Source organism: Bifidobacterium sp. C0047B3, assembly GCF_056590535.1.
The window spans coordinates 1-26982 of record NZ_JBWPWH010000004.1 but is presented as its reverse complement, the minus strand read 5'-3'; the positions used below and the strand labels follow the sequence as shown (position 1 = coordinate 26982).

The window sequence follows — 26982 nt, the reverse complement described above, 5'->3', positions numbered from 1 at the left end:
AACGCACATTTAAAGCACAGCATTAGCAACGAAATCAAGTAAGAACAGCAAAGAAACAATCCAGAGCATTGGATGAACTTCTTTAGCACGCTTCTTGCAAGTCATCACTAAGCAGTACATGATAAAGCCAGCGGCAATACCATAAGAAATGTTGTAAGAGAATGCCATGAACACTGCAGCGAAGAATGCAGGAATTGCCTCAGAAATATTATCCCAAGCAATTTCCTTCAAAGAGCTTGCCATCATGCATCCAACAACCACAAGCACGCCGGCAGTTGCAGCAGCAGGAACAGCGGAAACTACAGGAGCAAGCACGATAGAAAGCGCGAAGCAAATAGACACAACCACGGAAGTCAAACCGGTACGGCCACCAGCACCAATACCTGCAGCAGACTCTACATAAGTAGTGGTGTTAGAAGTACCGAAAATTGCACCAACAGAAGTTGCGATGGAATCAGCGAACAAAGCGCGATCCATCTTGGAGCTAAATCCGGAGCCGTTTTCAAGAGCCTTTTCGTCAGCCTCAGAGAAGATACCTGTACGACGACCAGTGCCAATGAAGGTACCCAAGGTGTCGAAAGTATCAGACATTGAGAATGCAAAAATAGTTATCAAAACAAGCGGAACGCGCGAAGAGTCTGCAAACAGCGTTGGGAAACCTTTGTCGCTAAATATTGCGCAGAAAGTAGTTGGCAAATCATGGAAAGCTCCCATGATTGACACAGAGTTGTTCATAGTCGTCAAACCCATTGGAATACCAATGATAGCTGTAACAACAATGGAAATAAGCAAAGATCCGCGAACATTCAAAACAGTAAGAATAATTGCCAAAAGCAATCCAATGAGGAACAACCACAATACCGGGTTCTTTAAAACAGCAAGACCTGGAATTGCAGGAGCTGCACCAAAATGAGACGCAACTTTTGCAGCTTTATCATCCTTTGGAGTGAACTTAATCAAATCAACGTTCACCATGCCAACATAAGCCACAAATAAACCAATGCCACCGCCGATTGCGTGTTGTAACGAAGTCGGGATGGCACGAATAATCATTTTACGAATTTTAGTAACGGTAATAATAATGTTAATTAAACCGCACAAGAACACCATGCACATTGCATGCTGCCAACTAAAGCCTAAACCTTTTACGACTGTGAACGTAAAGAATGCATTTAAGCCCATACCAGCAGCCTGAGCGTAAGGCACGTTAGCAAATAAGCCCATAACAAGCGTGCCAATAATAGCGGCAATAATTGTTGCTAAGAACACGCCACCCCATGGCATACCAGTTTCTTTTAATACATTTGGATTTACGATGATAATGTACGACATCGCGAAGAATGTAGTGAGACCTGCAGTGATCTCCGTTGATACATTCGTGCCGTTTTCTTTGAGATGGAAGAACTTTTCCATATACTCTCTGTTCCTTGGTTTACAAGCGCAAAAGACCAGAAAAGCGCAGCGAAAGCACTTGAGCAATCGCGTACGCAATTACATTTGGGCATTCACGCAGAGGTTACTGCGACTCGTCGAATGAACGAAGGCATCACAAAATCTCACATAAAATTATGAAAATTGCGAAACCTTTGAACAACCGAACAGCTCTGACCTTACGCGCACGTGCTGACCAAGGAAATACACCGAAATCAAAAAAGTATATAACAAATCAGCCAAAACGACCGGAAATATAACGCTCAGCTTCAGCGTTGCGCGGATTGTTGAACATAGTAGTCGTGTCTGCAAAGTATTCCAGATGACCAGGCTTGCCAACAGCCTTCAAATTAAAGAATGCCGTGTAATCCGCAACACGAGCAGCTTGTTGCATATTATGCGTCACAATCACAATCGTGTAATCGTTTTTAAGCTCATTAATCAAATCTTCTACAGCCAACGTAGAAATTGGGTCGAGTGCCGAGCAAGGCTCATCCATAAGCAAAACTTGCGGATGCACAGCCACAGCCCTAGCAATGCAAAGTCGCTGCTGCTGACCGCCAGAAAGACCAATTCCAGGCTTATCTAAGCGATCCTTAACTTCATTCCACAAGTTCGCGCCTCGCAAAGCCCACTCAACTAAATCGTCAGCATCACTTTTAGCAATTTTGCGATTATTCAAGCGAACTCCAGCAAGCACGTTTTCGCGAATAGACATAGTTGGGAAAGGATTTGGTCGCTGAAAAACCATGCCAACATCGCGGCGGACAGCCACAGGATCCACATCTTTGCCGTATAAATCGCGGCCTTCAAGAAGCACTTGACCTTCTACGCGCGCGCCCGGAGTGATTTCGTGCATGCGGTCTAAAGTGCGCAAAACTGTTGATTTTCCGCATCCGGAAGGTCCAATAAAAGCCGTCACTTTATTTGGTTCAATATTAATATTCACATCTTCTACAGCAAGAAAATCACCATAGTAAATATTCAGATGCTTCACATCAATTCGTTGACCCATTTTGTACTCACTTTCTAAAAATTTAATTCGTTTTGCTTTGCTTTATTTTGCTTTGCTTTATTTCGCTTTATTTCGCTTTATTTCGCCTTTACAGAAAACACTCGAGCTACAACTCGCCCCAAAATATTTAGCAACAACACCAACACAATAAGCGTTAAAGCTGCAGCCCACGAGCGCTCCATTGGAATTGACGTTACGCAAGAAGCCGGCGCATTAGCCGGGCAATTCGCAGAAAGCTTGGAATATTCCTGATAAACATACACCGGCAAAGTCGTCATTTGCCCGTCAAATAAATTGAGATTCGTGGAAGCAATAAAGCCTGAAGCCATAAGAAGTGGCGCAGTTTCGCCAATAACGCGCGCGACCGCAAGAATGCAGCCAGACACAATTCCCGGAAGAGCAGTGCGCAAAACGATTTTGGTAATTGTGCGCTGCTGAGTGACTCCCAACGCAAGAGACGCCTCGCGCAAATCGTTAGGCACGATTTTTAGCATTTCTTGAGAAGACTTCACAACTGTTGGAATCATAAGAAGCGAAAGAGCCACAGATCCTTCAAAACCATTGATTGTGCCAGGACCTGCAAGAAGAGCAAACATAGAAAACGCAAACAAGCCGGCAACAATAGACGGGATACCACTCATAACGTCAACAAGCAGATTAATTATGCGCGAAATTTTGTTTCCGCGAGCATACTCAACCAAATAAACAGCACACATTAAACCAATCGGAATTGAAATAACCATAGCTCCTAACGTTATTTCAAGAGTTCCAATAATTGCGTGCAAAATTCCGCCGTAACCGCCAGTTCCAGTAGCATTTCCGCCCACAACGTAAGTCATGTTATGAGTGAGAAAATCAAAATTCAAGCGCTTAATACCATTGATAATGGTTGTTAAAAGCAAAGAAATAAGTGGAATAAGTGCCACAACAAAAGACAAGAAAATCAGCACGCGCATAAGCATATCTTTACGTTTGCGCGCAGCTATGTGTGAGCGAGTTGGGCGGAATTTGTTGAAGTCAATAACCGGAGCTGCGGAATTTTCAGCAGACTTTTCAGCAGACTTTTCGGCAGATTTATTAATTTGATTCTCCATTTATGCGCCCGCCTTTCCTGTAATTTTGCGAGCAATAAAGTTGACTGCAAAAGAAATAACGAACAAAACTAAGCCGGTTGCAATAAGCGCACTTACGCCAAGCCCGTTTGCTTCCGGATACTGCGCTGCAATATTTGCGGCAATAGTTTGATTTTGAGAAGCCTTGAAAACATTGATACCAAAAGTAAATCCAGGAGACAGAATCATCAAAACTGCCATCGTTTCGCCCAAAGCGCGACCAAGCCCAAGCATAGAAGCTGACACAATACCAGACTTTGCAAACGGCAGAACCGCTAATCTAATCATCTCCCACTTCGTAGCACCGAGCGCGAGCGCACCCTCTTGCTGCAAACGCGGAGCCTGCTGGAAAATATCGCGAGCCATAGAAGTAATAATCGGCAAAATCATCACAGCCAAAACTAATGCAACCGTAGCAGCAGAACGAGAAGGATTAGCTGCCGGACCAGAAAATAGCGGAATCCAGCCAAAAAGTTTAGAAACCCAATCCCAGAAAGGATACATAGCTGGAACCAAAACCAATCCGCCCCACAAACCATAGATTACGGACGGAATCGCCGCAAGCAAATCAATTACTCCACTTAAAAGCGGAACAATTTTTTTAGGAGCATAATACGAAATAAACAGAGCAATACCAATTGCCACAAAAAATGCGAACAGCAGCGCGAGCGCAGACATAAGCACTGTGCCAAAAATAAGCGGAGCCACATAGCTTATAAAATCATGCGCTTTACCACCAGTAAAATCAGCAAACACATGACTTACTTGATCGTGATTTCCACTTAATAACGGCAAAGCACGAAACAGCAGAAATACTGCAACTGCCGTAAGAACAAGCAAAATTAGCATGCCGCAGCCTGCAGCCACGCCTTTAAAAAGACGGTCTGCAAGATGAGTGCCAACATAATTTTTTCTATTGCTCTCAGAAATTTGAGCAGTTTCGTTTGCACTATTCGCAACTGCTGTCGCATTTTTCGTAGAACTCAATAATTCTCCTTTATAACCGATACGTTCATAATATCAGTTTGTAAAGTTTTTACTTTCCTGTTTTAACAGACTTAATTGATGCGCTAATTTTGCTTACCAAATTTTGCGGAAGTGGAGCCGTTCCAGCAGCGGAAGAAGCAGCATTCTGACCTTCCGCGCTAGTTATGTAGCTAAGCCAAGACTTCACAAATTGCGCAGTTGAAGCATCTTTATAAACCGGGCAAGCAATATCGTATGAAACTAACACAATTGGGTAAGCGCCATTAGCTTGCGTATTGTGATTAATTTTCATAACAACGCGATTAGGATATTTTTCAGAAGCGTCTGCGTCAATTTCAGAATCAGCTAAAGTTTTAGAAGCAGCTTCCGGAGAAATCTGATTATAAGTATCCCCCACCTTCACTGCAACTGTGCCAAGCTTACCGACTTGCGAAAAATCAGCGTAGCCAATCGCACCATTCGCCATGCGAATAGTAGACACAACGCCCGAAGTGCCCTTCGCGCCTTGACCGACATTATTTGGCCAGTTTTCGCTAAGATCGTGCGACCAATCGTCCGGAGCTGCATCCTTCACATAGCTTAAGAAATTCTGCGTTGTGCCAGACTTATCGGAGCGGTGAACAACAGTAATCGGTGTGTCTGGAAGCTTTAGCTTAGGATTCTGCTTCTTGATATTGTCATCATTCCAGCGCGTAATTTTGCCGTCGAAAATTTTAGCAATCGTCGAAGCGTCCAAATTAATATGCTTGCCAGCATCCGAAACACCTTTAAGGTTGAAAATAATCGCAATTGGTGAAACATACACAGGCACGTCGAAAGCCGTAGTTCCATTAGCACAAACCGACTTAGACTTTTCAACTTCGTCGTTACTCAACGCTTTGTCTGAACCAGCCCAAGCAGTTGCACCAGTCATAAAAGTGGTAACGCCAGCACCAGAACCGGTAGGATTGTAAGCAATTTTTGCACCCGGATTTTTAGATTGGAATCCTGCAATCCACGCTTCCATTGCAACCTGCTGAGAAGAAGCGCCCGAGCCTTGGAAATTGCCGGAAATCTTAGTGTTTTGCGAACCTGACGCGTTGGAATTATCAGCAGGAGCGTTGTCTCCGCAAGCAGCGCAAGTTGCGCACAAGCCGAAAGTAATCGCAGCCGCAGCAATAGTGCGGAACTTAATTGCGCTTTTAGTCGTATTTAATTTTGTTGTAGTTGTTGCATCCAATTTGTTCATATTTAATTTGTTCATATCGTTACGCATATTCTTCTTTCCTTTCGCGAAGAATTGCCTTGCGCCCCACCACATTTTCGCGTTCCTATAGCCGTATTGCGAATTGGGCGCATTTTCTTAACTTAATCCCTATCTTTTTTTATTAACGCAACCATCATAAATAGGTGGGTTAAACCGCACCGGCAAAAATAAAATAGGTACCAAAAATGGCGGCATTTGGCGCTACTTATTGCGCTATTTGCGTAAACGTAGGGTGGCGACCACATCAGCGTGTCGAAATGTCACAAATTGCGAATTATATTTACAGTAATTTTTGCAGCCGTGTCCGCGTATTCGGAGATATCGAAAGCGCGGAAAGTTTCGTATTCAGTGTCTGCATTATCGCTCATTGCGCGCACAATAAGCGCAGGAACGTCATTACGAGCAGCAACATGCAAGACAGCAGCACCTTCCATTTCAACTGCATCCGCTTGAGTAGCTGCAATTACTTCTGCTACTTTTTCTGGAGAATCAACGAAATATCCGCCGGACGCAATCGTTCCAGCAATATGCGTGATTTTCATGTCAGTTAATACATTGCTAGCTACTTTAAGCAAGTAATCATCCGAATGAAATTCGCTTGCAAACGGCTTCCACTGGCCGATTAAGCGCATATCGGTATCGAGATATTTTACAGTTTTTCCAAGAACAACATCGTTCGTATGTAAATTTTTATTAAGATTTCCTGCAATTCCAGAAAAAATTACAGCTTGAGGATTGTATGTGTCAATAAGATACTGCACAGTTGCAGCAGCATTTACTAAGCCCATTCCGCCAACCGTAGCTGCAACTTCGATTTTACTGCCATTCGCCGAGTCAAGAGTGCCGCAAGATACATCAAGACTTGCAGACTTATCGTGAGTCACGTTTTCAAGCGCGCTAGCAATATGTGCAACTTCTTCCTCTAAAGCACCGACAACAGCGACTTTCGTAATTTTCTCAGTACTAGGCATTAGCAGAATCATCCTTTTTTACTTCGCTACTTACGCATTTATCGTTATTCTTAACCAAAAACACGCATACTAAAGTCATAATAACAAAAGTCAAAGTCGCAATCTTCAGCAATGCTCCGCACGTAAAATCAAACCAAGGATTCACAACAGGAACATTGAAAAACGCAATAATTTGATCCTGCAAAGCAAGGAAAGCAAAAAATCCAGCTATAAGAAGCACACAAACTAAAGTACCAACAATGCGACGCCATCCGCGAGCAAAAACAATTAAAGCAATTCCAGTTACAAACGGCATAAAAACGCTAAACCACAAAGCAGAAAACGTAACAAGCGTATACCCAGCGCTATGCGTGCCACGATACCATGCAAGAGCCAACAAAAGCACACCGTTGTAAATCAAAGCTAACAATATATAACGCACCACCTGTAATGCTTTACACATAAAACCTTTATTCGCTTTATTAGCTTTATTCAAGTCTTTGTTATACATTTCAACACACTCCCTTGTACGCAAAATATAATGCAAAAATAGGCGGCAAATACAGTAAGGAATATAAGCCAAGTAGAAATTAATTGAGATTATCTTACTACAATCTCTAATCTCTAAGCTCTACGGCGAGTTGCTACAGATTTAGCTAAAATTCTTAGCAAATTGGCAGTATCTTCCCAAGAAATGCAACGATCTGTAATAGACTTGCCGTATTCAAGCTCGCTAAGAGGAGCAGGATCTTGATTGCCACCCTGCAAGAAGCTCTCCATCATAACGCCCTTAATACCCTGCTCGCCATCAGCCAAACGATCTGCAATCTCACGCACAACCTCAATCTGGCGACGCTCATCCTTGCCAGAATTACCATGCGAGCAATCCACAACCACGCCGTTAGAAGCCACGCAACCAGTGCCCAAACGCAAACGAATTGAAGCCACAGCAGAAGCAACCGACGCAGCATCATAATTCGGACCCTTACTAGAACCGCGCAAAACAACGTGGCAATCAGGGTTGCCAAGAGTCTGAACAGCGCAAGCGCGACCAAGATGATCAATACCAAAGAACGTATGATGCTGGCTCGCAGCCAAGCAACCATTCACAGCCGCAGAAATCGAACCATCAGTAGCATTCTTAAAACCAACCGGCATAGAAAGACCACTAGCAAGCTGACGATGAATCTGAGACTCCGTATTACGCGCACCAATCGCACCCCAACTCACAGCATCCGCAATAAACTGAGGGCTAGTCGGCTCCAAAAACTCAGTAGCAGCAGCCAAACCAGCATCCAACACGCCAAGCAAAGTCTTACGCGCAAGAAGCAAACCCTTATGAATATCATGCGTTCCATCAATATCCGGGTCGTTAATCAAACCCTTCCAGCCAAGAGCCGTGCGCGGCTTTTCAAAATACACGCGCATAACAATAAGAAGCTCATCTTCAAGCTCCGAACGCAACTTAGCCAAACGATTCGCATAATCAAGAGCAGCCTTAGGATCATGCACAGAACACGGGCCAACAATAACCAATAAGCGATCATCGTCGCCATTCAAACAGCCGCGAATTTCATCGCGCGACTGCGCAACAATATCCTGCGCATACGGCGACAACGGCAACTCACCAAGCACCTGAGCAGGAGTTGGAAGAGGTTCAAGCTCAAGCACGCGACGGTTAATAATCCGATCCACACCAACCTGGTCTTCCCAGCGTTGGAATTTCGCAGAATTAAGAGGGTTGCGTCCCTCCTCAACTTCCTTCTTTACCGCGCGAGAAGTACGCTGCTCAGCTGTAGAAGCCATTTGTTCACCATCCTATAAAAACTGTGCTTGGTGGGGTCGGTGCGCGTTTTTAGAACGCGCACCGCCGAACTCGCGCAGAGAGTCCACCGGACTCTCTGCAATAGCGAGTTCGGCGATCTCGAGTAGGCTAATTTCCCTGTGAAATTAGCCTAGGCGAGAGCGCCCATTGGGTCCCACGCCGGTAATACGATTGCTGGTTCTTCCAGGGCTTTGCGATATTCCTCTGGAAGCAAATTCTTTGGAACTGCAACCTCATACACGTACTCAGTAAACCAGTCGTCACTCATCGTAAAGTAACCCTTATCCGCAATATCAGTGCCCCAAGAGTTCTCTACGCGCCAACGACGAGTAGTCGTACCATCATCAGCAACATCCACGCCAGCAAAAGCCATAGCATGATTCATCGCAGAATCAGCAAAACGCACACGCGCTTCCTTATCCAAATCAAAATCAACGCCATAAACGCGACCATACTCGAACAAATCAGTAGCCCAAGCACCATTCTCGCGATCCATCATAGGATGGCAATCGGCACCAAACCACACTGGAATGCCCTTCTCAACCAAAATCTTACGCACGCAATCCTTCATAAACTGGTTTGGCACGTTCAAATATTCGGTTGCGTCTCCGCCAGCAACATTACCCAAGTGCTCAATAGCAATTTTCTTGCCCTTAGGATGTTCAGCTCGAGGATCGTCAACCAAGCACACATAATCCTCAAGACCAGCATTCACGTACTTCTTCCAGAACTCAACTGGCGTAATCTCACCATCGCGATGGAACTTGCCGTCGCTATCAGTCCACTCCCAATCGAAGCTCTTAGGTGGCTCACCCAAGTGGATCGTCAAAATCCTGTGACCTGCAGCAGTAGCATCCGCAATAATCTCATCAATTTCAGTAGCATTCGCATACATATGAGCAACAGCAGTATGCAAAAGCGCACGCAACTGCGTATTCATAGCACCAGTATTCTTAGAAGAAGCAGTTTCTGGGAACAAATCCTTAGGAACAGCACCATACTTCTTGTAAACGTTCATAGCCATGGTCCACTGTCCACCATCGCCCATAACATCGTGCAACAAATGCTGAATCAAACGAGAATCTGAAGGCTCACCTGCGCGCACCAAAGCTGCAACATCCTTCAAGAAGTAGTTAATTCGCTCAAGCTTGTCATAGTACATCGCATAGTTCTGAGAAAACTCAAATTCCTTCAAACCAAGCGACTTCTTCGCAATGAAACGGGCCACGTTCAACGAACTAAACAGCCAGCAACGGCCAGAACGATCCTGATGTGTTGCATCTCCGTTGTCAACGATGGTAGAAAAACGACGCTGCAATAAGCGCGCACGATCATAATTGCGCGCGACTTTATCAATACCAGCAGCAGTCACACCATTCATAGCTAAACGGTTTAAAGGATTTGCGTCAAAATCCTCACGCAAACCTTGTAATTTTTCATCAGTTAGAGCAGTGATTTCAGTCACAATGCTACCTTTCCTGTTAATTATCAATATTTATTTCAAATATTTATTCAAATACCAGCGCATTCTAGCGTACGATATTTAAGCCAATCTACAAATTTTACAATATTTTCTTTACTAATTATTTGCGTCTTGGTTTTCTTGAGACTCTTTAGCTTCTTCAGATTCAGCCAACGCAGCTTGAACATCTCGCTGAGCTTGCTTCGCATCCGCAGAAGATTGCGCATCAGTCGAATCCTCATTATCGTCAGAAGCTTGCGCAACTTGTTGATTTTGTTGAGCATCTCCAAAATCAAATCCAGAGAAAGCATTCGCAAACAGCGAGCGCAATTCCGTAACGCGCTGCGTAATAGTTGCCTCACGATGCTGCAATTGCGTTAATCGAGTCGTCATGCCATCAAGCTCTTGCTGTGCTGCAGCTCTACGCTCTTCAACCTGAGCAGTCGCCTCCTGCATAGCTTTGCGCACAATATCAGCAGCCTGACTATCGGCAGCTTGATGCGTTTGCGCTGCATACTCGTCAGCTTCTTGATGAACAGTTTTTGCGCGAGCAACCAAAGCATCTGCTTCTTCCTGAGCTGCACTTTCTTTCTCTTTCAAGCCAGAAAGCAAGGCATTGACTTTCTTTGTAGCTTCCTCCTGCTGAGCAGCAATATCTGCACGAATCTGCTCAACTTCTGCACTAACTTGGCTTAACGTACGCGTGCGCTCAACTTGAGCATCATCCGCAATTTCTTGAGCTTTAGCGGCAGCAGCATCCGTAATTTCGCCAGCTTTGCGCTGTGCGTCAGCCATCATCTTCGAAGCGTGTTCGCGCATATCAGCAAGCTTTTTATTTGCTTCTGCGAGAGCAGATTCAATCTGATCGTTTGTTTCAGCTTTAGCGCGCGCAATTTCTTCGTTTGCAGCCGCACGCTGCTCAGCAATTTTTTGTGCAGCCTCCGACTTAAGCTGTGAAATACTGCTTTCTTGCTGAGCGCGCTCAGAAGCCATGCGCTTAGTGTGCTCCTCTTGAGCATTTTGTAAAGCTAATTCTGCAGCGTCTTTTTGAGCTTGCACATCTTTAGCAGTAGTATCGCGCAAACGTGCAGAATCTTCTTGTGCAGCTTGCATAAGTTGCGTCGACTTTTGCGTGGCATTAGAAAGCATTGTGTCTGCTTTAGTTTGTGCTTCTTGCATTAAATGCGCAGCATCCAGTTTTGCATTGTTCAGCAAAGTTCCGGCTTGTGCTTGTGCATTCTTTTTAATTGATGCAGCATCTTGCTTAGCGCGCTCAAGCAATTGAGAACTAGTCTGCTCTGCAGATGCCAGTAATTGTTGCGCATTTGCACCTAAAGATGCAAAAGTATTTCCGCTTTTTGCACGTTTTACATTATTTTTTTCTTCTTGCAATTGCGCTTGTAATTGCAAAATTGATTCATCGCTTGAACGCACTTGTTCACGCAGACGAGAAATAGTGCGCTCATAGTTTGCAAATGCTTCATTTACCTTGTCTTTATCGTACCCACGCAACGCGGTTGGGAATAAATCAGCCACCATAATATTCCTTTCACAAGCCCCCACACAGCTGCACAAAACGCTGTGCTACACCATCAGAATCAACGCTATCACTTACAAGCAAAAAACACTCGTGTGTTGCGCACGTTTTTGCTAAGCTCACACAACTGCACTTACTACCTAGCTCAAATACAGTAATGTTTATATAGCATATATGATTATTTGTCGCGAATTACTAAAGCAAGAAGTCTACCTTCATGCGATTTTCCAGCTAAACTAGCACGTCGATGAGAATACCATAGCGGATTTTCCAAAGTGCACATTGGGTTTTGCAAATTTTGCAAACGTTCTGGCAAAGAGTCGCCTTCACCATCTACTTCGCAAATCGTGCGCAATTCCTCATCTTCAGATAAATATTGCGTTGCAGCAGTAACTCGCGGCAAAGCGTCAACAATATTTGCTACTCCTGCGAGCGCTAAATCAATGCGCGCAGCTTCAGCAATATCAATACCGATTCCACCGAAACGTGTTTTTGTTACTGTTTGTGGGTAGCGTTTTTCAAAATCGCGCGCAATACTCTCACCAACTTCGTAGCAATCTCCGCAAATACATGGGCCGAGCACTGCTGTTATGCGAGAACGCTCAGCTCCCTTTTCGCACATTGCTTCGATTGCAGCATCGAGCACTCCAGCCATCAAGCCTTTTCGCCCACAATGCGCTGCAGCGATTACTCCAGCTTCGTCGTCCGCAAGTAAAACGGGCAAACAATCTGCAGCAAACATTCCCAAAGCAAGCGAGCACGCAGTTGAAACTTGCGCATCTGCTTCAATTCTCAATTGCGAATCCGCAAAACCTGTTGCATCAAAGCCGTAAGAAGTATTCCATGAATCTACTACACTATCTGCATCGAATACTTCTCTGCTATGAACTTGAGCAACAAGCGACAAGTCCGCTTGCAAAGCTTTCTGTAAAGCTGCGCGATTGCTCGCTACAGCTTCCGCGCTATCTCCTGCGCGTCCGCCTAAATTAAGTGAAGCAAATGAGCCTTCAGAAATTCCACCCAATCTAGTAGTAAAAACTGCATGAGTGCGAGTTCCTAACGCCACCGGAATAGTCACAGGAATTGGTGCACCGTCCTCATCTTCGTGAGGCAACGGCATACCAGTTACGCTTGTTTCTTGCATTTTATTGTTTTCTTTCAGCCTAAATAAGCCAATTCTTCATTGCTTAATTGCAAATCGGAAGCTTTCAAACTATCTAAAATTGTAGCCGGTCTATGAGCTCCAGGAATTACGAATACGTGATCGCCTTTAGATAGCTCCCAAGCCAAAACTACTTGCTGATAACTTACGTTATGATTTTCAGCAACTTTGCGGAATGGATCGAAAAGATGCTCGTCATAAGGATGGCGGAATCCACCTAACGGACTCCAGCAAACAAAAGCAATTCCAAGCTTTTCGCAATATTGCAAAGTATCTTCATTCTCTAAATGAACTGGAGAATATTGATTTTGTACTGCTACTAGCTTTTCTCCTAAAATATTGCGCGCAATATCGATTTGCTCTACAGAAGCGTTAGAAATACCTATTTCTCGAGCCACACCTTCGTCAAGCAACTGTTGCATTGCTTCAATAGACTCATTGTATGGAACTTCTGGATCTGGCCTGTGGAAGTAAAGCAAGTCAATAGTGTCAACACCTAAAGCCATTGCAGACTCTTTGGCATGCGCAATCAAATGCTCTAGCTTGCCATCCTTACCCCATGTTGGTCGCCCATCAGTAAAGTTACGGAAGTGACCGACTTTAGTAGCAACCAAAATAGAAGATTTGTCGCCTTTCCAGCTTTCTAAAGCTTCACGAACAAGCTTTTCACCAGTTTGTTCCTCACCGCCAGAGCAGTAATACGCCCATGCGGTATCAATATGTGTGCAGCCAGCATCAAGAGCCGCGTGAATTGTTTCAATTCCCATATCGTGGCCAAGATTGTTTTCTATTGTCAATGGCATTTCGCCAAAACCAATAGCGGTTGTATCGAACGAACCTAATGCGCGATGCATAACCATATTTCACCCCTACTTTGTAAGTTTTATATTTTCCGTAAGTATTTATTATTGCATTACGCTACTTTACGCAGTCGCAATATTTTACTACTTTTTATATTTTATTTTATTGCACAGATTGCATAAAACAGTTGAATCGCTATTTAAAAGAAATGCCTCCAAACGCAAACGCAGCTTGAAGGCATTTCTACGAATATTTATTTTTATTTAGTATCTAGCAATAATTTTGCTTTAATACTATTTGCGCGATTAATCTTCCTCAAATGGATCAAAATCGCGACGCACGCGGCGGCGAGGACGCTCTGTGCGCTCTTCACGAGCCGAACGATACTCGTCATAGTGATCGTCATCAGCTGCATAACGCGGCTTTCGATCGGATACGCGACGATTTTCTGAATCTCGACGATTTGAGCGATCTTCACGGTCATCGCGGTCTGCGCGCTCTTCACGGTCGTCGCGATTTTCGTAACGATCGTCACGATCATCGCGCACACGGCGACGAGGACGCTCGTCAAAATCGTTGTCACTGTAGCGGTCATCACGATCCGCACGATCCGCACGACGGTCGTCACGACGAGCGCTGCGGTCATCATAACGGTTATCGCGCTCAGCGTATCGGTCATTTCGATCCATGCGATCTCGATCGTCACGATCATCGCGCACGCGGCGACGAGGACGTTCATCGCGATCCGCACGATCATGATTATCGCGATCGTCACGGCGAGAACGACGGTAATCGCCACGAGAGTCGCGAGAGTCACGAGAGTCACGAGAATCGCGATCGTCGCGAGAACTACGGGAACGATTTTCACGCGCTGCTGGAGCAGAAGATTCTTGATCTTCAAAACCTGGAATAGCCAAAGAAATCTTGCCGCGCTCATCTACGCTTTGCACGATAACTTCAACATCATCGCCTTCCTTCAGCACATCTTCAACAGTGTCAATGCGCTCACCGTTTGCTAAATTGCGAATCTGTGAAATGTGAAGCAAACCGTCAGTTCCAGGAGTCAAATTCACAAAAGCTCCAAAGCTCGTGGTCTTAACAACCTTGCCTGTGAAAGTTTCACCAGCTTTTGGCACGCGAGGATTTGCAATAGAATCGATGATTCCCTTAGCCTTCTCAGCAGCTTCGCCACCTTCAGAAGAAATGTAAACAGTACCGTCATCTTCAATAGCGATTTCAGCACCAGTTTCTTCCTGAATTTGGTTAATCATCTTGCCCTTAGGTCCGATTACTTCACCAATCTTATCTACAGGAATTGTGGTTGTAATAATGCGTGGAGCAAATGGGCTCATCTCAGCTGGGCAATCAATGCACTCGTTAATAACTTCAAGAATCGTTGTACGAGCTTCATGTGCCTGCTGCAAAGCGGCAGCCAAAATATCAGCTGGAATACCATCAAGCTTCGTATCGAGTTGCAAAGCAGTGATGAATTCGGAAGTACCAGCAACCTTGAAGTCCATATCACCAAATGCATCTTCTGCACCGAGAATATCGGTCAAAGTCTTGAAGATATGCTTTCCATCAACATCGCCAGAAACTAAGCCCATAGCAATACCAGCAACTGGAGCTTTCAAAGGCACGCCAGCAGCAAGCAAAGAAAGCGTAGAAGCGCAAACGGAACCCATAGAAGTAGAACCATTAGAACCAATAGCTTCAGACACCTGACGAATAGCGTATGGGAACTCTTCGCGGCCTGGCAATACTGGAACCAAAGCCTTCTCAGCTAAAGCACCGTGACCGATTTCACGACGCTTTGGAGAACCAACGCGACCAGTTTCACCAGTGGAGTATGGAGGCATTTCGTAGTTGTGCATATAACGCTTGGTTTGCGGGCCAGAAAGCGCATCAACCTGCTGCTCCATCTTAAGCATATTCAAAGTAGTCACGCCCAAAATCTGGGTTTCACCACGCTGGAAGAGTGCAGAACCGTGTACGCGAGGCACAACATCAACTTCTGCAGAAAGCGTACGAATATCGCGCAAACCGCGACCATCAATACGATAATCTTCAGTCAAAATACGACGGCGAACAATTTGACGCTGCAATTCCTTGAAGGCGTTGCCGAGTTCTTTTTCCTTCTCAGCTTCGTCCATATCAGTGAATTCTTCAGCGATTGTTTCGCGCACGTGTTCCTTAATTTCAGCAATGCGATCTTGACGAGGCAGCTTTTCTGCAATAGAAAGAGCCTCATTCAAATCAGCATGCGCAATCTCGTCAATACGAGCATAAAGTTCGTCAGTATATTCTGGGAAGAGTTGGAATTCCTTAGTTTCCTTAGCTGCAATGCGCTTCAACTCATTTTGAGCATCGCAAATAACCTTAATAAATGGCTTTGCAGCTTCCAAACCGCCGGCTACAACTTGCTCATCTGGCTTAGTTTGACCATCATTGTAAATCAAATTCCAAGCATTCTTACCAGCACCAGCCTCAATCATTGCAATAGCAACATCGCCGTTTTCAATCACACGACCAGCCACAACAATTTCAAATACTGCACGCTCGCGCTCACTCCAACGTGGGAAAGCAACCCACTGGCCATCAATCAAAGCCAAACGAACGCCGGAAACTGGACCCTCAAATGGCAAACCAGAAATCATAGTAGATGCAGACGCAGCATTCAAAGCAATAACATCGTAAGCATCATCTGGATTAATTGCCAAAATTGTTTCAACAACTTGCACTTCGTTACGCAAAGTGTGTGGGAACAACGGACGCAACGGGCGATCAATAATACGGCATGCCAACGTCGCTTCGTTAGAAGGACGACCTTCACGGCGGAAGAACGAACCTGGAATCTTTCCAGCAGCATACATTTTTTCTTCCACATCTACAGTTAATGGGAAGAAGTCGTAATTTTCCTTCGGGCTAGATCCTGCAGTCGTCGTCGACAAAATCATGGAATCGTCATCCAAATATGCGGCAACAGCACCGTCTGCTTGCTGAGCAAGTCGACCAGTTTCAAAGCGTAGCGTACGCTTACCAAATGAACCATTATCAATAACGGCTTCTACAGCCTTAATTTCGGGACCCTCCACGGGTTCCTCCTTTTCTTAACTTACCTAATCAACCAACATGCGTAATAACATTGACGACTTCGCATTATTACCTATATGCGAATATTTGCGCTCTTTGCAACACTTGCGTTACGTCAATATTTCGTAGTGTTTTTTGTTTCGGTTACTTCAATCATCCGTATTAAGTTATGCTTCAATTTTCAATTATGTGTTGAATTATGTGTTAATTCTTTTTAGTTATAAATTATTTTTTAGTTATAAATTTTAAATATTGCCCACTACTTTATTGCCCACTACACTTTCCCCAAATATTGCGCATGAGTGAACAACTTATGCATTTAACAATTAAGCAAAACGTATAAATAATACAAAAGCCCGAGCTTAAGCCCGGGCAATAAGACTATCGACGCAAGCCGAGTCGTTCAATCAAAGAACGATAACGGTTGATGTCAACACGCTTCAAGTAATCGAGAAGACGACGACGATCACCAACCATGAGCAACAAACCACGACGAGAATGATGATCGTGCTTGTGCTCCTTCAAATGCTCAGTAAGGTCAGCAATGCGCTTGCTAAGCAAAGCGACCTGCACTTCTGGGGAACCCGTGTCACCCTCGTGCGTCGCGTATTCGTTGATAATGTTCTTCTTATCTTCAGCCGTTAATGCCACGGCGTCCTCCTTAATATCACTGCGCGGTGCCACAACCTCATGCTGTAGCGCTCTCAATCCGCGGGCGTTACACGCCAAGCGTCTATTGTACAACCACTTGCAAACAACTTATTTTTGTAGAATCTAAACATTACATTGCTGTCAAAAAACCACCAAAAATAACTACTAATATTGCCAAAACCTCAATTGCATAGAACATTATGAACGATGCCCAACTGCGCGTAAGAACATTCAAAGCCGAAGTTTTAGGAACAATTACAAGCAAACCTACAAAAATGACAGCAAATACAGCTACTCCAATACCTGCAGAAATAATGCCAAGATTTGCCGCATTCGCTAAACCTGAAGCATGACCATAAACCACATAAGTCGAATACCAGAAGCTCATGTTTAGCATGCATAATCCGGCAATAAGTTGTTCTAAAGCCAGAAAAACAGCAAACATTATTCTCCAAATCCAACGATGAGTGTCAATTAATGCCATTGCGAGACTTGTAAAAGCAGCTACTGTTATTACCCAAGAAATAAAAACGACACCTTGCGAAGACAATCCAGAGCAATGCGAAATAACCCATAAAGTATGACGAACTGCCATAATGCGACCAATCCAATACGGAATAACAATGGCAACAAGCAGAACACCAAAATAAATCCACCATCTCTTTGGATTAGAATGCTTACGAGAAAAATCAGCAATAGACAAGTCTGTTTCCGGCAAACCAATGTTTAAATATTCGTCAGAAATTTCGCTTTTTGAATCATCATTCTTTTTCGGAACTTCATTAGCATTGATTACGCGAGCAGAACGTTTCCTAGGCTTTAGTGGAGCAAAACTTTGCGGACGTTCACTATCATGCTCATCATTTAACTTCATGCGCTACTTCTCCTGCCAATCTTTAATCGTCAAGCAATTCTCAAGTTTTAACAATGCAACATTACATTACTAATATTGTATGTTATAACGCAATTAACTGATAGCGTGTGCACAAAAAGTGTCAACCGTTTATGGCGACTGCTAGGCTCAAAATAACAGTTGTTTCGCTTGATTTTTAATTAGCAAGCGTCACTAAATACGCAAAATTTATGACAGGACATTATGGGATTTATTCATTTTATTGTTAACCTACTCAAGGATCCACGCTCAGCTATTGCAAGTTGGATTGCAATGGGCACAGCTCCAGCATTAGGTCTTATTTTTCTCATTGTTTTTATTGAAACAGGCGTAGTATTCTTCCCATTCCTTCCAGGAGATTCACTTCTTTTTGCAGCAGGCTTTTTTGCAGCTCCTGACGCTCAAACTGGTCACAGCGCGCTTCCACTTCCACTACTACTTGCCGTAGTGTGGCTAGCACCAATTATTGGCGATCAGTGCAATTACTTTATTGGTCATTTCTTCGGTCGAAAGATTGTAGAATCCGGAAAAGTAAAAGCACTCACTCCAGAACGAGTTGCAAAAACCGAAAAAATGATTGATAAATGGGGTCCGCTGGCTGTATTCTTGGGCAGATTCTTCCCATTCATACGCACTTTTATGCCGTTTATTTCCGGAATTTCTGGAATGCGTTGGACACGCTTCACGCCATTTTCTGTATTAGGCGGTCTCATTTGGTCGTCGCTTTTCACATTTCTTGGATATTTCTTCGGCAAGATTGATTTTGTACAGAAGAATTTTGAATTAGTAATTGTTGCAATTTTGCTTATCTCGCTTGTGCCAACTTTTATTGGTTTATACAAAGCGCACAAAGCAAAGAAAGCAGCAAAACTTAATAAAGAAAACAAATAAACTAGTATTTTAACTTACGACACTCAAGCACGCTGCACTACAAAAAATATTGTTTTTATACAAGCTTTGTAGTACAGTGTGCAGAGTTGTCATAAGATGATTTGTCTTAGACATTGGGGCTATAGCTCAGTTGGTAGAGCGCTTCGTTCGCATCGAAGAGGTCGTGGTTTCGATTACCATTAGCTCCACTAAGCCCACTGCATTCATTCCACCGCAGTGGGCTTTTTATTTTCTCGCACAATGCCTATTAAATCTATCGAAACTACCTAAACTATCAAAACCTTTAAAACAGTTTACTTACGTTAATTTTCTTTTTAAAAATAGTGCTAATTACTAATACAGCACAAAGAATCGCTATAATTCCAGCGCCAATATAAGCCACAATTTCTATATAATTTACCGAGTTTCGTTTAAAGGAATCAGCATTTTCAAAAGATTTTTCCGATTTTTTCACTTGCGAACGAGCTACCCAATCATCGCCATCGGAGCTATTGTCGGAACCATCATCAGAACTATCAGTATCTTTACTCTCGCTATTTTTAGATTTTTTATCTGCTTCAGATTTTTTTACAATCTTATTTGCAATAGAAACAATTTTTACATTTTTATATTGCAAAGTTGTTATATTTCCCGCATAATCTGCAGCTTTTACTAATACGTCGTGAGTAAAACCGTCTGGTTTTAGTTTTGTAGATAAAACTGATTTATTCACATCTTTGCCGCTCCAAATACGATTTGTTTTACCATCAACATCGATTGTTACATATTGCAATGCTATGTTATCTTTTGCACTAATACGTAAAGTTTTTCCTTCTTTATTAGTGCGATAAGTAGAATTATTTTGCATATCAAACACTGTTGCGATTGGGGCAAGATTATCTACTGTAAATTGCACAGATGCTGGTGCAAATTGCAACATTCCTTCTTTTTTGCTAACTGCACTTTCGCTACAAGAATGATTTCCTGCCTTGTCTACTGACATAACGCGCACACGATAATGAGCATTATCTGCAAAATTTCGTTTAAAAATAGTGTAAGTCAATCGTTTCCAGCCATGATCTATGCGACTGTTTACAGAAAAATCCTGTTTTGACAAAATCTTCTCTACACCGTCTTGAATAACACTAATTTTTGCAGGACTTGCAAGTCCGCTAGGATTGAGTTCTTCAATATGAATATCTTTAGCATTTTGCAATTGTTTACGATTAATTTCTTTAGTGGAACTATCTATACTAAATGAGGAACCGCTTCTATTTATAGAAAATTGCAACTGGCCAGAAACAACATGATCTACTAAATCTTTAGCACTCCACTGAAGCTGATACACGTCATCGTCTTGAATTCCATTATAAAAACCTGCGTATTGCACACTTACGCTTTGCGAATCAGCTTTTTTAGGCACGAAAGAACGCAATTCCTTAGAATATCGCATTCTTCTCAACGAATACGTTACGCTTGCAGGTTTTAGCCAACGATCTTTTATAACTAATGTTGGAACTACAGCATGAGAATACGCTCCGCCTTGTTGCACTCCAGTAATAGAAACAGTTGGCGCAAGCGTATCAATAATGAATTTATTACTGATAGAAGAACTCGCATTACCCGATAAATCTTCAACGCAATAGCGAACATCCCAAGAAGCGTCCCCCAAAAAAGAAACATCAGCATACCACACGTTTGTATGCACACCATCGTTTTTAAAGCTTTTAGCTGTAAGTACCATAACCTGCTTACCATCAGCAAAAACTTTCGCAATAGGAAAAGAATCGTGAAGCAAATACGAGAAAACGAACGAATCATCCTGTATTAATATTCTTGAAGCTCGATTATTGCGAAAATATTTGCCTTCATACGATGCGTTGTTGTCATAGCTAACACTCAAGCGAGGAGCAGTTTTGTCAATAACAATATATCTTGGACGCTTGCTATAAGAGTTATCTTTTGTTAAATCTGAAGCATTCAAAACTGAATCAGGAATACTTAATATTGGCTTACGAGAGCGCAATTTGTTGCTAGAAAGTTTACTTTCATTAGAAATATAGTTAGTTTGCTTTGAAACATGAGGATTAGAGTCGACTCCTCCCCATATGCGTTTAGGATGCATTGTTACAGCAGCAAGTCTTATAGAGATATCTTGCAAATCGTATATTCCTTCTTTTTGCAATTCAACTCTTACTATTCCTAATACTCGAGGTCGGATCTTATAACGAATATTAACCAAGGACGACACTGCCTCAACCTTAGCTAAATCAGCTTTGGCACTCACTATTTGATATCTTCCAACGCTAACAGTAGCTTTATGCGCGTTCCTAATTTCCGAAGCGTCCAATCCATCAAAAGTTATAAGTAGCGAAGCAGAACGTTTAGTAAACATGTACTCGCCTTGAGTGCGAACAGTTTTCTGTTTTGTCATAACAGAAACATTTGCTATATGCAATCCTTTGGCTGCGTTATAGCTGTTCTTCGCATACGCAATAGAATTAAGTGGCAATAATGCAGCAGCTATAGCAACACTAATAAACGCAATAATCCCAATATAAACACCAATGCGAGCGCAATCGCATTTAAGTCGCTTGAAAAACCACATATCCCCCAAATTTCTTTGTTTACACATTTATTCCCCCCTTTTTATTATTTCTTTTATTTCTTTTATTTCTTTTGCAAAAAAGCTAAATTAATTTCGTCTTGAACTTTTTTGACGCTATCGATTGCGTTTTTCTTTCTACTTACAGCTTCATCATTTGACACATGCGCTTGTTTAAGAAGATATTCTGCCTTGTCGCACATTTGCTGGATCTCTTGTTTACTTGATCCACTTTCTAGGAACATTGGCAACCACGAATGAATTGATTGCAAAACTAGTTCTCCAGTATCCACGAACAAGACGTCTCCGTGATCTTTCTCAACAATTTGCATTAACTGCTGTAATTGATTCACATAATTTTTATACGTTTCTACGCTTGCACAATCTTTAGAAACATCAACAAGTTGCGCATAAGCGTCAGAAATAGCGATGTACGCGCTTAACATTTTTTGATTTGAAACAGTATGCGATATGCCATCAGAATTAGTTTCTACAGCTTGCGAAGACGCTTCATCCGCATCCTTCTCATATTTTTGAGCCTCTTGGAACCATACTTTTGCTACTCGCATACGAGATAATCGTTCTGTTTGCGAAACTTTTCCAGAAAATCCTGCAAAATAGTACCAATACGCTTTGCCTATTTCTATAGAAATATTCAACCAATCTTTATTTACAGTACGCAAGTTTTGCTCGTATTTATTAATCAAACCAACAAAACATTGCTCTTCGTCGGCACTCCATTGCTGATCTGCAAGTTGAATTTGCAATAAACTTTGGAGAGGTTTAAATGACATTTTGCTTATGTATTTCTTTTTGAGCATACTATTTTGCACTTGCATTGCATGAGAAATATAGCGACACGCAATATCCGAATTGCTTTCGCGCTCAGCTAATTGCATGTAAGAATCGTAGCTTTTATTATTTTTGCGTATTTCCTCAATTCTTTTACTACTTGGCTCACTATCAAAAGATTGCTTATTTCGATTTACAAAAGCATGCCCAACAAATAAACCTAAGCAGTTGAATAAAATTACTATAAAAACCAGCGCTACAACAATTAATGCCGTAATTGCATAGCGCTTTTTTCTAGGCTTAGAACTATTTTTGCATTGTTTGCGTTGCAATACATTCGTAGAGGTGTCGCATTGTTGTGAATGTTTTTCTGTATGCTCACACGCTTCCAGTGCAGAAAACATTTCTTCACAATCTTTATATCTATGAGATGGTTTAGTAGCTGTAGCTATTGCGAGCACGGACACTAATTGTTCTACTACTTCGCGATTCTCGTGAGGCAATAGTACAGAAGATTGCACGTCTGTTTTAGACACTTCAGTTGGCAATAATGCGTAACGCAATGTCATTCCAATCGAATACACATCGCTCGAAGTAGTTGCTGCAGAGTTTTCGTTCAAAATTTCAGGAGCGGTAAAAATATTAGTAGCAAATCGAGCGTCGCACTGGTCTATTGTGCGTAAATCAAGCACTCCCCCGTTTGCATATAATTGCGTTGCAGCACCAAAATCAATCAAACGGACTGTGCCATCTTCTGAAATCATAACCTGAGAAGGCTTAAGATCACCGTATATAATTGGCGGATAATGCGAATGTAAATAAGAAAGTATTGAGCAAAGTTGCATACCTAAATCAAGAACAGTTTCAACATTTTGCAATCCAGATTCTTCTACAATAGATTTTAAAGAACGTCCCTTTACATAATCGCGAACAGCATAAGCTCTACCATTTTCTTCAAAAAAATCAACAATTCGCGGAATAGCTGGATGATCGCATTCCTTTAAAACATTCGCTTCAGCGCGTAAGGATTGAATAATACGCTGTTGATACTCTTCGTCTCCTTGCAGAAGCGTTTCTTTAACAGCCCATTGCTTGTGCAAAACGGTGTCAACGGCAAGAAACACTGTTGAAGTGCCACCACGCCCCAGCTCACCAAGCAGCTGATAGCGTCCGCCTACACAAACCATCGTTACGCCTCCGCAATATTGAAAACTACAACTACTCATCAAATATTTCAGTTAATTTTTTGAGTAATTGAATTACAGTTGCGACTACTGTACCGATAAATTTATGCGTAAAAAAGCTTTTTATAGCATTGTGGATAAAAGCTTATAACCTTACAAAACTCACGTTTTGTAGAAGAAGTAGAAGAATATATCAGTCGATATTAGCGCCCAAAGCTAAAAGTTTGCCTCTAAAATCTGCATATCCTCGATCAATTAGCGAAATTCCGCGCACATTCGACGGACCTTGAGCAGTAAGAGCTGCAATCAAATGGCTAAAGCCTCCGCGCAAATCAGGTACATCAATATCTTGACCTGTCAACGGAGTAGGTCCGAAAATAACTGCAGAATGCTTGTAATTGCGCTGCTGGAATCTGCAAGGAAGCGAACCTAAGCATTCACGATAAAGCTGAATCATAGCTCCCATTTGCACAAGTGGCTTCGTGAAACCAAAACGATTTTCATAAACAGTTTCATGCACAATACTCAAGCCCTTCGCTTGAGTAAGCGCAACAACAAGAGGCTGCTGCCAATCAGTCATAAAACCAGGATGCACATCGGTTTCAATAGCAACCGGATGCAAATCCCCACCCGGATGCCAGAAACGAATTCCTTTATCTGTCACATCAAACTGTCCGCCAACTTTACGGAACACATTTAAGAAAGTCATCATTTCTGGCTGAGTTGCGCCTTTAATAAACACATCTCCGTGTGTTGCAAGAGCAGCAGAAGCCCAAGAAGCTGCTTCAATGCGATCAGTTAATGACGTATGAGTGTATCCTTGAAGCTCTTTTACTCCTTCAATACGGAAAGTACGGTCAACGTCTACAGAAATAATCGCACCCATCTTTTGCAAAACGGCTACCAAATCCATAATTTCTGGCTCAATTGCAGCTCCAGAAAGCTCTGTACGACCTTCTGCAAGAACCGCTGCAAGCAAAGTCTGTTCGGTTGCACCGACAGAAGGATAAGGCAAATGAATTTTAGTGCCATGCAAGCCATTAGGTGCAGTAATATGAATACCATCCTCGTGATCTTTATCTACATTTGCACCAAGTTTACGTAACGTCTCAAGATGAAAATCAATTGGACGGCCACCAATATTGCATCCTCCAAGCGCAGGAATAAACGCTTCTCCAAGACGATGAAGAAGAGGACCAGAGAAAAGAATTGGAATACGAGATGAGCCAGAAAGAGTGTCGACGTCAGCTACATCTGCGAGCTGCACTTTTGTGGCATCAATTGTCACAATGCCTTCAGGTCCATTAACTTCAACGTCAACACCATGCAAACGCAACAAATCAGAAACTACATGAACATCGCGAATTTCAGGAACGTTTTTTAGAACAGACTTGCCAGGTGCCAACAAAGCTGCAACCATAGCCTTGCTAACAAAGTTTTTTGCGCCACGCACTTTAATAGTGCCATTAAGCGGCTTACCACCTTCTACATGCAACACATCTGCAGCGTCAATGCCACTATTGTTGTTCTGTTCAGCCGTATTGTGTGCGGACACATTTACCTCTTTCGTTCGCGCTAAAACACTATTCACTATAATACCGGCATATTTGCCAACGCGCTCATGCAATCTATTAAAACTGATTAAATTAGTGCGTAGATTGTTGACGCCATCGACGAATCAATCTAGTAAGTAATGATGGTTTACGCAATAAATCCACTTCTGGCAATTCATGCTCAGACTCAGCTGTAAGAGCATAAGTATAGGCTTTTTTGGAAGAAGGTTTGCCAACAAGATTCCCAAATTCAAGCATTTGCGTACGCGGTTCAAACGGGTGACGAATATCAAATTCAAGCAAGCGCACGCCTCTTTTAGCAGGTTCAGGGCCGTAAGATCCAAAACCACATGTAGGAGTAGCAACAAATAGCATATTACTCTCGGGATCTTTAGCTGCGAAAGAATTGCGGTGATCGTGACCGGCAATTAGCGCAAAAGCTCCTGCATCAAGCAAAGCAGCGTATTCACCACTATCGACGTCAGGGCAGCTAATTCCTTCACCTAAATACCCATCTGGCAGAACATGTTTTTCGTCAAGAGCATAATAGCGACCAGCAAAAGTACGATACCCTTCAATAGCATGTTCGCGCGCAGCGAGTTCTTGCGGAACTTCGCGAAGAACACGATAATATTGCGGCAATGGAAAATGCTGAAAAACGCAAATATGTTCAGGCAAATAAGAAGAAAGACCAGAAACAAACTCAATAGTTTTTTTAGAAGGGCTACCATAGCCGCCGGATTTAGCATAATCTCCCGAATCAACTAAAACTATTGAAAAAACAACCTTTTCATGCTTTTCATCCATAACAGGCAAGGCAAAAGTACCAGGCTCACATGTAAAAATAATCTGCTTTGGCAACACACATTTTGTCGATTGCATAGCACTTGCAGAAGATGCATTAGAAGCACTGCGATTCATGCAGCATGGAAAATCTTGATATATCTTATCAAGCTCTTCATTACTTAGACCGCACTGGAAATCATGATTACCATAAGTAACAACCCACGGAATACTGCGATCTTCTAGTGGCTTCATTAACTTAGCAACAAATTCGTGCACTTTATCAACCAATTGCTTCTTATCAGAAGCCGAAATATTGGAAGATTCCTGCCAGCGTCTACGCTGAAAAGTTTTTGCAAATACTTTTTCATAACCTGCAATCTGGTTTCCGCTAAAAACTACAAGATCTGGTCGCACAGCATCGCAAGCAGAAGCAATAAGTCGAATAGTATCTTGTGAAATACGTAACCCATCTTGAACATCTGCACACTGAAGCACCCGGAATTTACCAGAAAGATGGAACTGCAAACGTCCTAAACGCGCCGAAACAGATAAAGGAAGTGCCGCAGATGCATTAGCTTCAGATTGTGCAGAATCAGTCATACTTTAAGCATACGGCAGATATGCCGCGACTCACTCAATTTTGTGCGCAAGTTTACATAAATTATTTACATTCAAAAATACTAAATTAAGCAAATACTGATAAGAAATAACCTAAAAGCGATAAAAACGTGCAATTTCAGTAAAATAGTTACAAATTCACAGACAATTCACAGGTAATCGCATTACTGCGCTCAGCATAAGGTGGTTATTATATATACATCAAAAGGAAATAAACTACAAGCAAGTAGTTGAATTTGACTTTAATAACTTAAACCTCTCTTCTTCTCTTCTTTCTCTAACCCCGGTCACGCACCGGGGTTTTTGATTTTAAGGCTGCATAAGAAGCACGCGGTAAGCGAGAGTAAGCGAGAGTAAGCGAGAGTAAGCGAGAGTAAGCGAGAGTAAGCGAGAGTAAGCGAGAGTAAGCG

The 26982-nt window shown here is 42.7% G+C and carries 20 protein-coding genes and 1 tRNA gene; 2 read left to right on the top strand and 19 right to left on the bottom strand.

Features of this window, described 5'->3' with window-relative positions; translation table 11 throughout:
• Nucleotides 1-9: 9 nt before the first annotated feature.
• The 15 genes from AC1EKT_RS04895 to AC1EKT_RS04825 form a co-directional block, all read right to left on the bottom strand.
• On the bottom strand, nucleotides 10-1413 hold the full coding sequence (locus tag AC1EKT_RS04895) for an NCS2 family permease (RefSeq protein ID WP_415687200.1): 1404 nt from the start codon (nucleotides 1411-1413) through the stop codon (nucleotides 10-12).
• A 253-nt stretch (nucleotides 1414-1666) separates the two neighbouring features.
• On the bottom strand, nucleotides 1667-2446 hold the full coding sequence (pstB, locus tag AC1EKT_RS04890; protein WP_004105584.1) for a phosphate ABC transporter ATP-binding protein PstB: 780 nt from the start codon (nucleotides 2444-2446) through the stop codon (nucleotides 1667-1669).
• Between the two features lie 77 nt (nucleotides 2447-2523).
• On the bottom strand, nucleotides 2524-3540 hold the full coding sequence (pstA, locus tag AC1EKT_RS04885) for a phosphate ABC transporter permease PstA (RefSeq protein WP_415687198.1): 1017 nt from the start codon (nucleotides 3538-3540) through the stop codon (nucleotides 2524-2526).
• A complete protein-coding gene (pstC, locus tag AC1EKT_RS04880; RefSeq protein ID WP_481616214.1) occupies nucleotides 3541-4488 on the bottom strand; it encodes a phosphate ABC transporter permease subunit PstC in 948 nt (315 codons plus the stop codon).
• Nucleotides 4489-4594: 106 nt separating this feature from the next.
• On the bottom strand, nucleotides 4595-5845 hold the full coding sequence (pstS, locus tag AC1EKT_RS04875; protein WP_481616209.1) for a phosphate ABC transporter substrate-binding protein PstS: 1251 nt from the start codon (nucleotides 5843-5845) through the stop codon (nucleotides 4595-4597).
• Between the two features lie 206 nt (nucleotides 5846-6051).
• Nucleotides 6052-6762, bottom strand: a complete 711-nt coding sequence (gene mtnN / locus AC1EKT_RS04870; protein WP_415689083.1) for a 5'-methylthioadenosine/S-adenosylhomocysteine nucleosidase — start codon at nucleotides 6760-6762, stop codon at nucleotides 6052-6054.
• Nucleotides 6755-7252, bottom strand: a complete 498-nt coding sequence (locus AC1EKT_RS04865; protein ID WP_415689081.1) for a hypothetical protein — start codon at nucleotides 7250-7252, stop codon at nucleotides 6755-6757. Before AC1EKT_RS04865 ends, mtnN begins: the two co-directional genes overlap by 8 nt.
• A gap of 113 nt (nucleotides 7253-7365) precedes the next feature.
• A complete protein-coding gene (locus tag AC1EKT_RS04860) occupies nucleotides 7366-8547 on the bottom strand; it encodes a 3-deoxy-7-phosphoheptulonate synthase (RefSeq protein ID WP_415689079.1) in 1182 nt (393 codons plus the stop codon).
• Nucleotides 8548-8696: 149 nt separating this feature from the next.
• Nucleotides 8697-10031, bottom strand: coding sequence for a C1 family peptidase (locus AC1EKT_RS04855; RefSeq protein ID WP_004105599.1), 1335 nt, complete (start codon nucleotides 10029-10031; stop codon nucleotides 8697-8699).
• Between the two features lie 114 nt (nucleotides 10032-10145).
• On the bottom strand, nucleotides 10146-11567 hold the full coding sequence (locus tag AC1EKT_RS04850) for a coiled-coil domain-containing protein (RefSeq protein ID WP_415683265.1): 1422 nt from the start codon (nucleotides 11565-11567) through the stop codon (nucleotides 10146-10148).
• A gap of 176 nt (nucleotides 11568-11743) precedes the next feature.
• Entirely contained in the window at nucleotides 11744-12709 is a 966-nt protein-coding gene (locus AC1EKT_RS04845) for a purine nucleoside phosphorylase YfiH/LACC1 family protein (protein WP_415683264.1), read from the bottom strand.
• A gap of 14 nt (nucleotides 12710-12723) precedes the next feature.
• A complete protein-coding gene (locus AC1EKT_RS04840) occupies nucleotides 12724-13587 on the bottom strand; it encodes an aldo/keto reductase (protein WP_481616210.1) in 864 nt (287 codons plus the stop codon).
• A gap of 246 nt (nucleotides 13588-13833) precedes the next feature.
• Nucleotides 13834-16623, bottom strand: a complete 2790-nt coding sequence (locus AC1EKT_RS04835; protein ID WP_415683262.1) for a polyribonucleotide nucleotidyltransferase — start codon at nucleotides 16621-16623, stop codon at nucleotides 13834-13836.
• Between the two features lie 379 nt (nucleotides 16624-17002).
• Entirely contained in the window at nucleotides 17003-17272 is a 270-nt protein-coding gene (rpsO, locus tag AC1EKT_RS04830; RefSeq protein ID WP_004109774.1) for a 30S ribosomal protein S15, read from the bottom strand.
• Between the two features lie 130 nt (nucleotides 17273-17402).
• On the bottom strand, nucleotides 17403-18146 hold the full coding sequence (locus AC1EKT_RS04825) for a teichoic acid transporter (RefSeq protein ID WP_415683261.1): 744 nt from the start codon (nucleotides 18144-18146) through the stop codon (nucleotides 17403-17405).
• Between the two features lie 222 nt (nucleotides 18147-18368).
• On the opposite strand from AC1EKT_RS04825, the gene AC1EKT_RS04820 reads away from it, so the two are divergent.
• Nucleotides 18369-19055, top strand: a complete 687-nt coding sequence (locus AC1EKT_RS04820) for a DedA family protein (RefSeq protein WP_481616211.1) — start codon at nucleotides 18369-18371, stop codon at nucleotides 19053-19055.
• Nucleotides 19056-19170: 115 nt separating this feature from the next.
• Nucleotides 19171-19243: transfer RNA gene (locus AC1EKT_RS04815), tRNA-Ala, on the top strand.
• Between the two features lie 95 nt (nucleotides 19244-19338).
• Here AC1EKT_RS04815 and AC1EKT_RS04810 read toward each other — a convergent pair.
• The 4 genes from AC1EKT_RS04810 to AC1EKT_RS04795 form a co-directional block, all read right to left on the bottom strand.
• Nucleotides 19339-21669: a hypothetical protein gene (locus tag AC1EKT_RS04810; RefSeq protein WP_481616212.1), complete on the bottom strand. Its 2331-nt coding sequence runs from the start codon at nucleotides 21667-21669 to the stop codon at nucleotides 19339-19341.
• Between the two features lie 35 nt (nucleotides 21670-21704).
• Entirely contained in the window at nucleotides 21705-23618 is a 1914-nt protein-coding gene (locus AC1EKT_RS04805; protein ID WP_481616213.1) for a serine/threonine protein kinase, read from the bottom strand.
• A 190-nt stretch (nucleotides 23619-23808) separates the two neighbouring features.
• A complete protein-coding gene (murA, locus tag AC1EKT_RS04800; protein WP_004109784.1) occupies nucleotides 23809-25170 on the bottom strand; it encodes a UDP-N-acetylglucosamine 1-carboxyvinyltransferase in 1362 nt (453 codons plus the stop codon).
• Between the two features lie 91 nt (nucleotides 25171-25261).
• The gene (locus AC1EKT_RS04795; RefSeq protein ID WP_415687172.1) at nucleotides 25262-26554 is read right to left on the bottom strand and encodes a metallophosphoesterase; all 1293 of its coding nucleotides are present in this window, start codon (nucleotides 26552-26554) and stop codon (nucleotides 25262-25264) included.
• Between the last annotated feature and the right edge of the window lie 428 nt (nucleotides 26555-26982).

Coding starts and splice junctions, on each gene's coding strand:
- AC1EKT_RS04895 (WP_415687200.1), bottom strand. CDS start 1,413: ATGGAAAAGTTCTTCCATCTCAAAGAAAACGGCACGAATGTATCAACG.
- pstB (WP_004105584.1), bottom strand. CDS start 2,446: ATGGGTCAACGAATTGATGTGAAGCATCTGAATATTTACTATGGTGAT.
- pstA (WP_415687198.1), bottom strand. CDS start 3,540: ATGGAGAATCAAATTAATAAATCTGCCGAAAAGTCTGCTGAAAAGTCT.
- pstS (WP_481616209.1), bottom strand. CDS start 5,845: ATGTGGTGGGGCGCAAGGCAATTCTTCGCGAAAGGAAAGAAGAATATG.
- mtnN (WP_415689083.1), bottom strand. CDS start 6,762: ATGCCTAGTACTGAGAAAATTACGAAAGTCGCTGTTGTCGGTGCTTTA.
- AC1EKT_RS04865 (WP_415689081.1), bottom strand. CDS start 7,252: ATGTATAACAAAGACTTGAATAAAGCTAATAAAGCGAATAAAGGTTTT.
- AC1EKT_RS04860 (WP_415689079.1), bottom strand. CDS start 8,547: ATGGCTTCTACAGCTGAGCAGCGTACTTCTCGCGCGGTAAAGAAGGAA.
- AC1EKT_RS04850 (WP_415683265.1), bottom strand. CDS start 11,567: ATGGTGGCTGATTTATTCCCAACCGCGTTGCGTGGGTACGATAAAGAC.
- AC1EKT_RS04845 (WP_415683264.1), bottom strand. CDS start 12,709: ATGCAAGAAACAAGCGTAACTGGTATGCCGTTGCCTCACGAAGATGAG.
- AC1EKT_RS04840 (WP_481616210.1), bottom strand. CDS start 13,587: ATGGTTATGCATCGCGCATTAGGTTCGTTCGATACAACCGCTATTGGT.
- AC1EKT_RS04825 (WP_415683261.1), bottom strand. CDS start 18,146: ATGAAGTTAAATGATGAGCATGATAGTGAACGTCCGCAAAGTTTTGCT.
- AC1EKT_RS04820 (WP_481616211.1), top strand. CDS start 18,369: ATGGGATTTATTCATTTTATTGTTAACCTACTCAAGGATCCACGCTCA.
- AC1EKT_RS04810 (WP_481616212.1), bottom strand. CDS start 21,669: ATGTGTAAACAAAGAAATTTGGGGGATATGTGGTTTTTCAAGCGACTT.
- AC1EKT_RS04805 (WP_481616213.1), bottom strand. CDS start 23,618: ATGGTTTGTGTAGGCGGACGCTATCAGCTGCTTGGTGAGCTGGGGCGT.
- AC1EKT_RS04795 (WP_415687172.1), bottom strand. CDS start 26,554: ATGACTGATTCTGCACAATCTGAAGCTAATGCATCTGCGGCACTTCCT.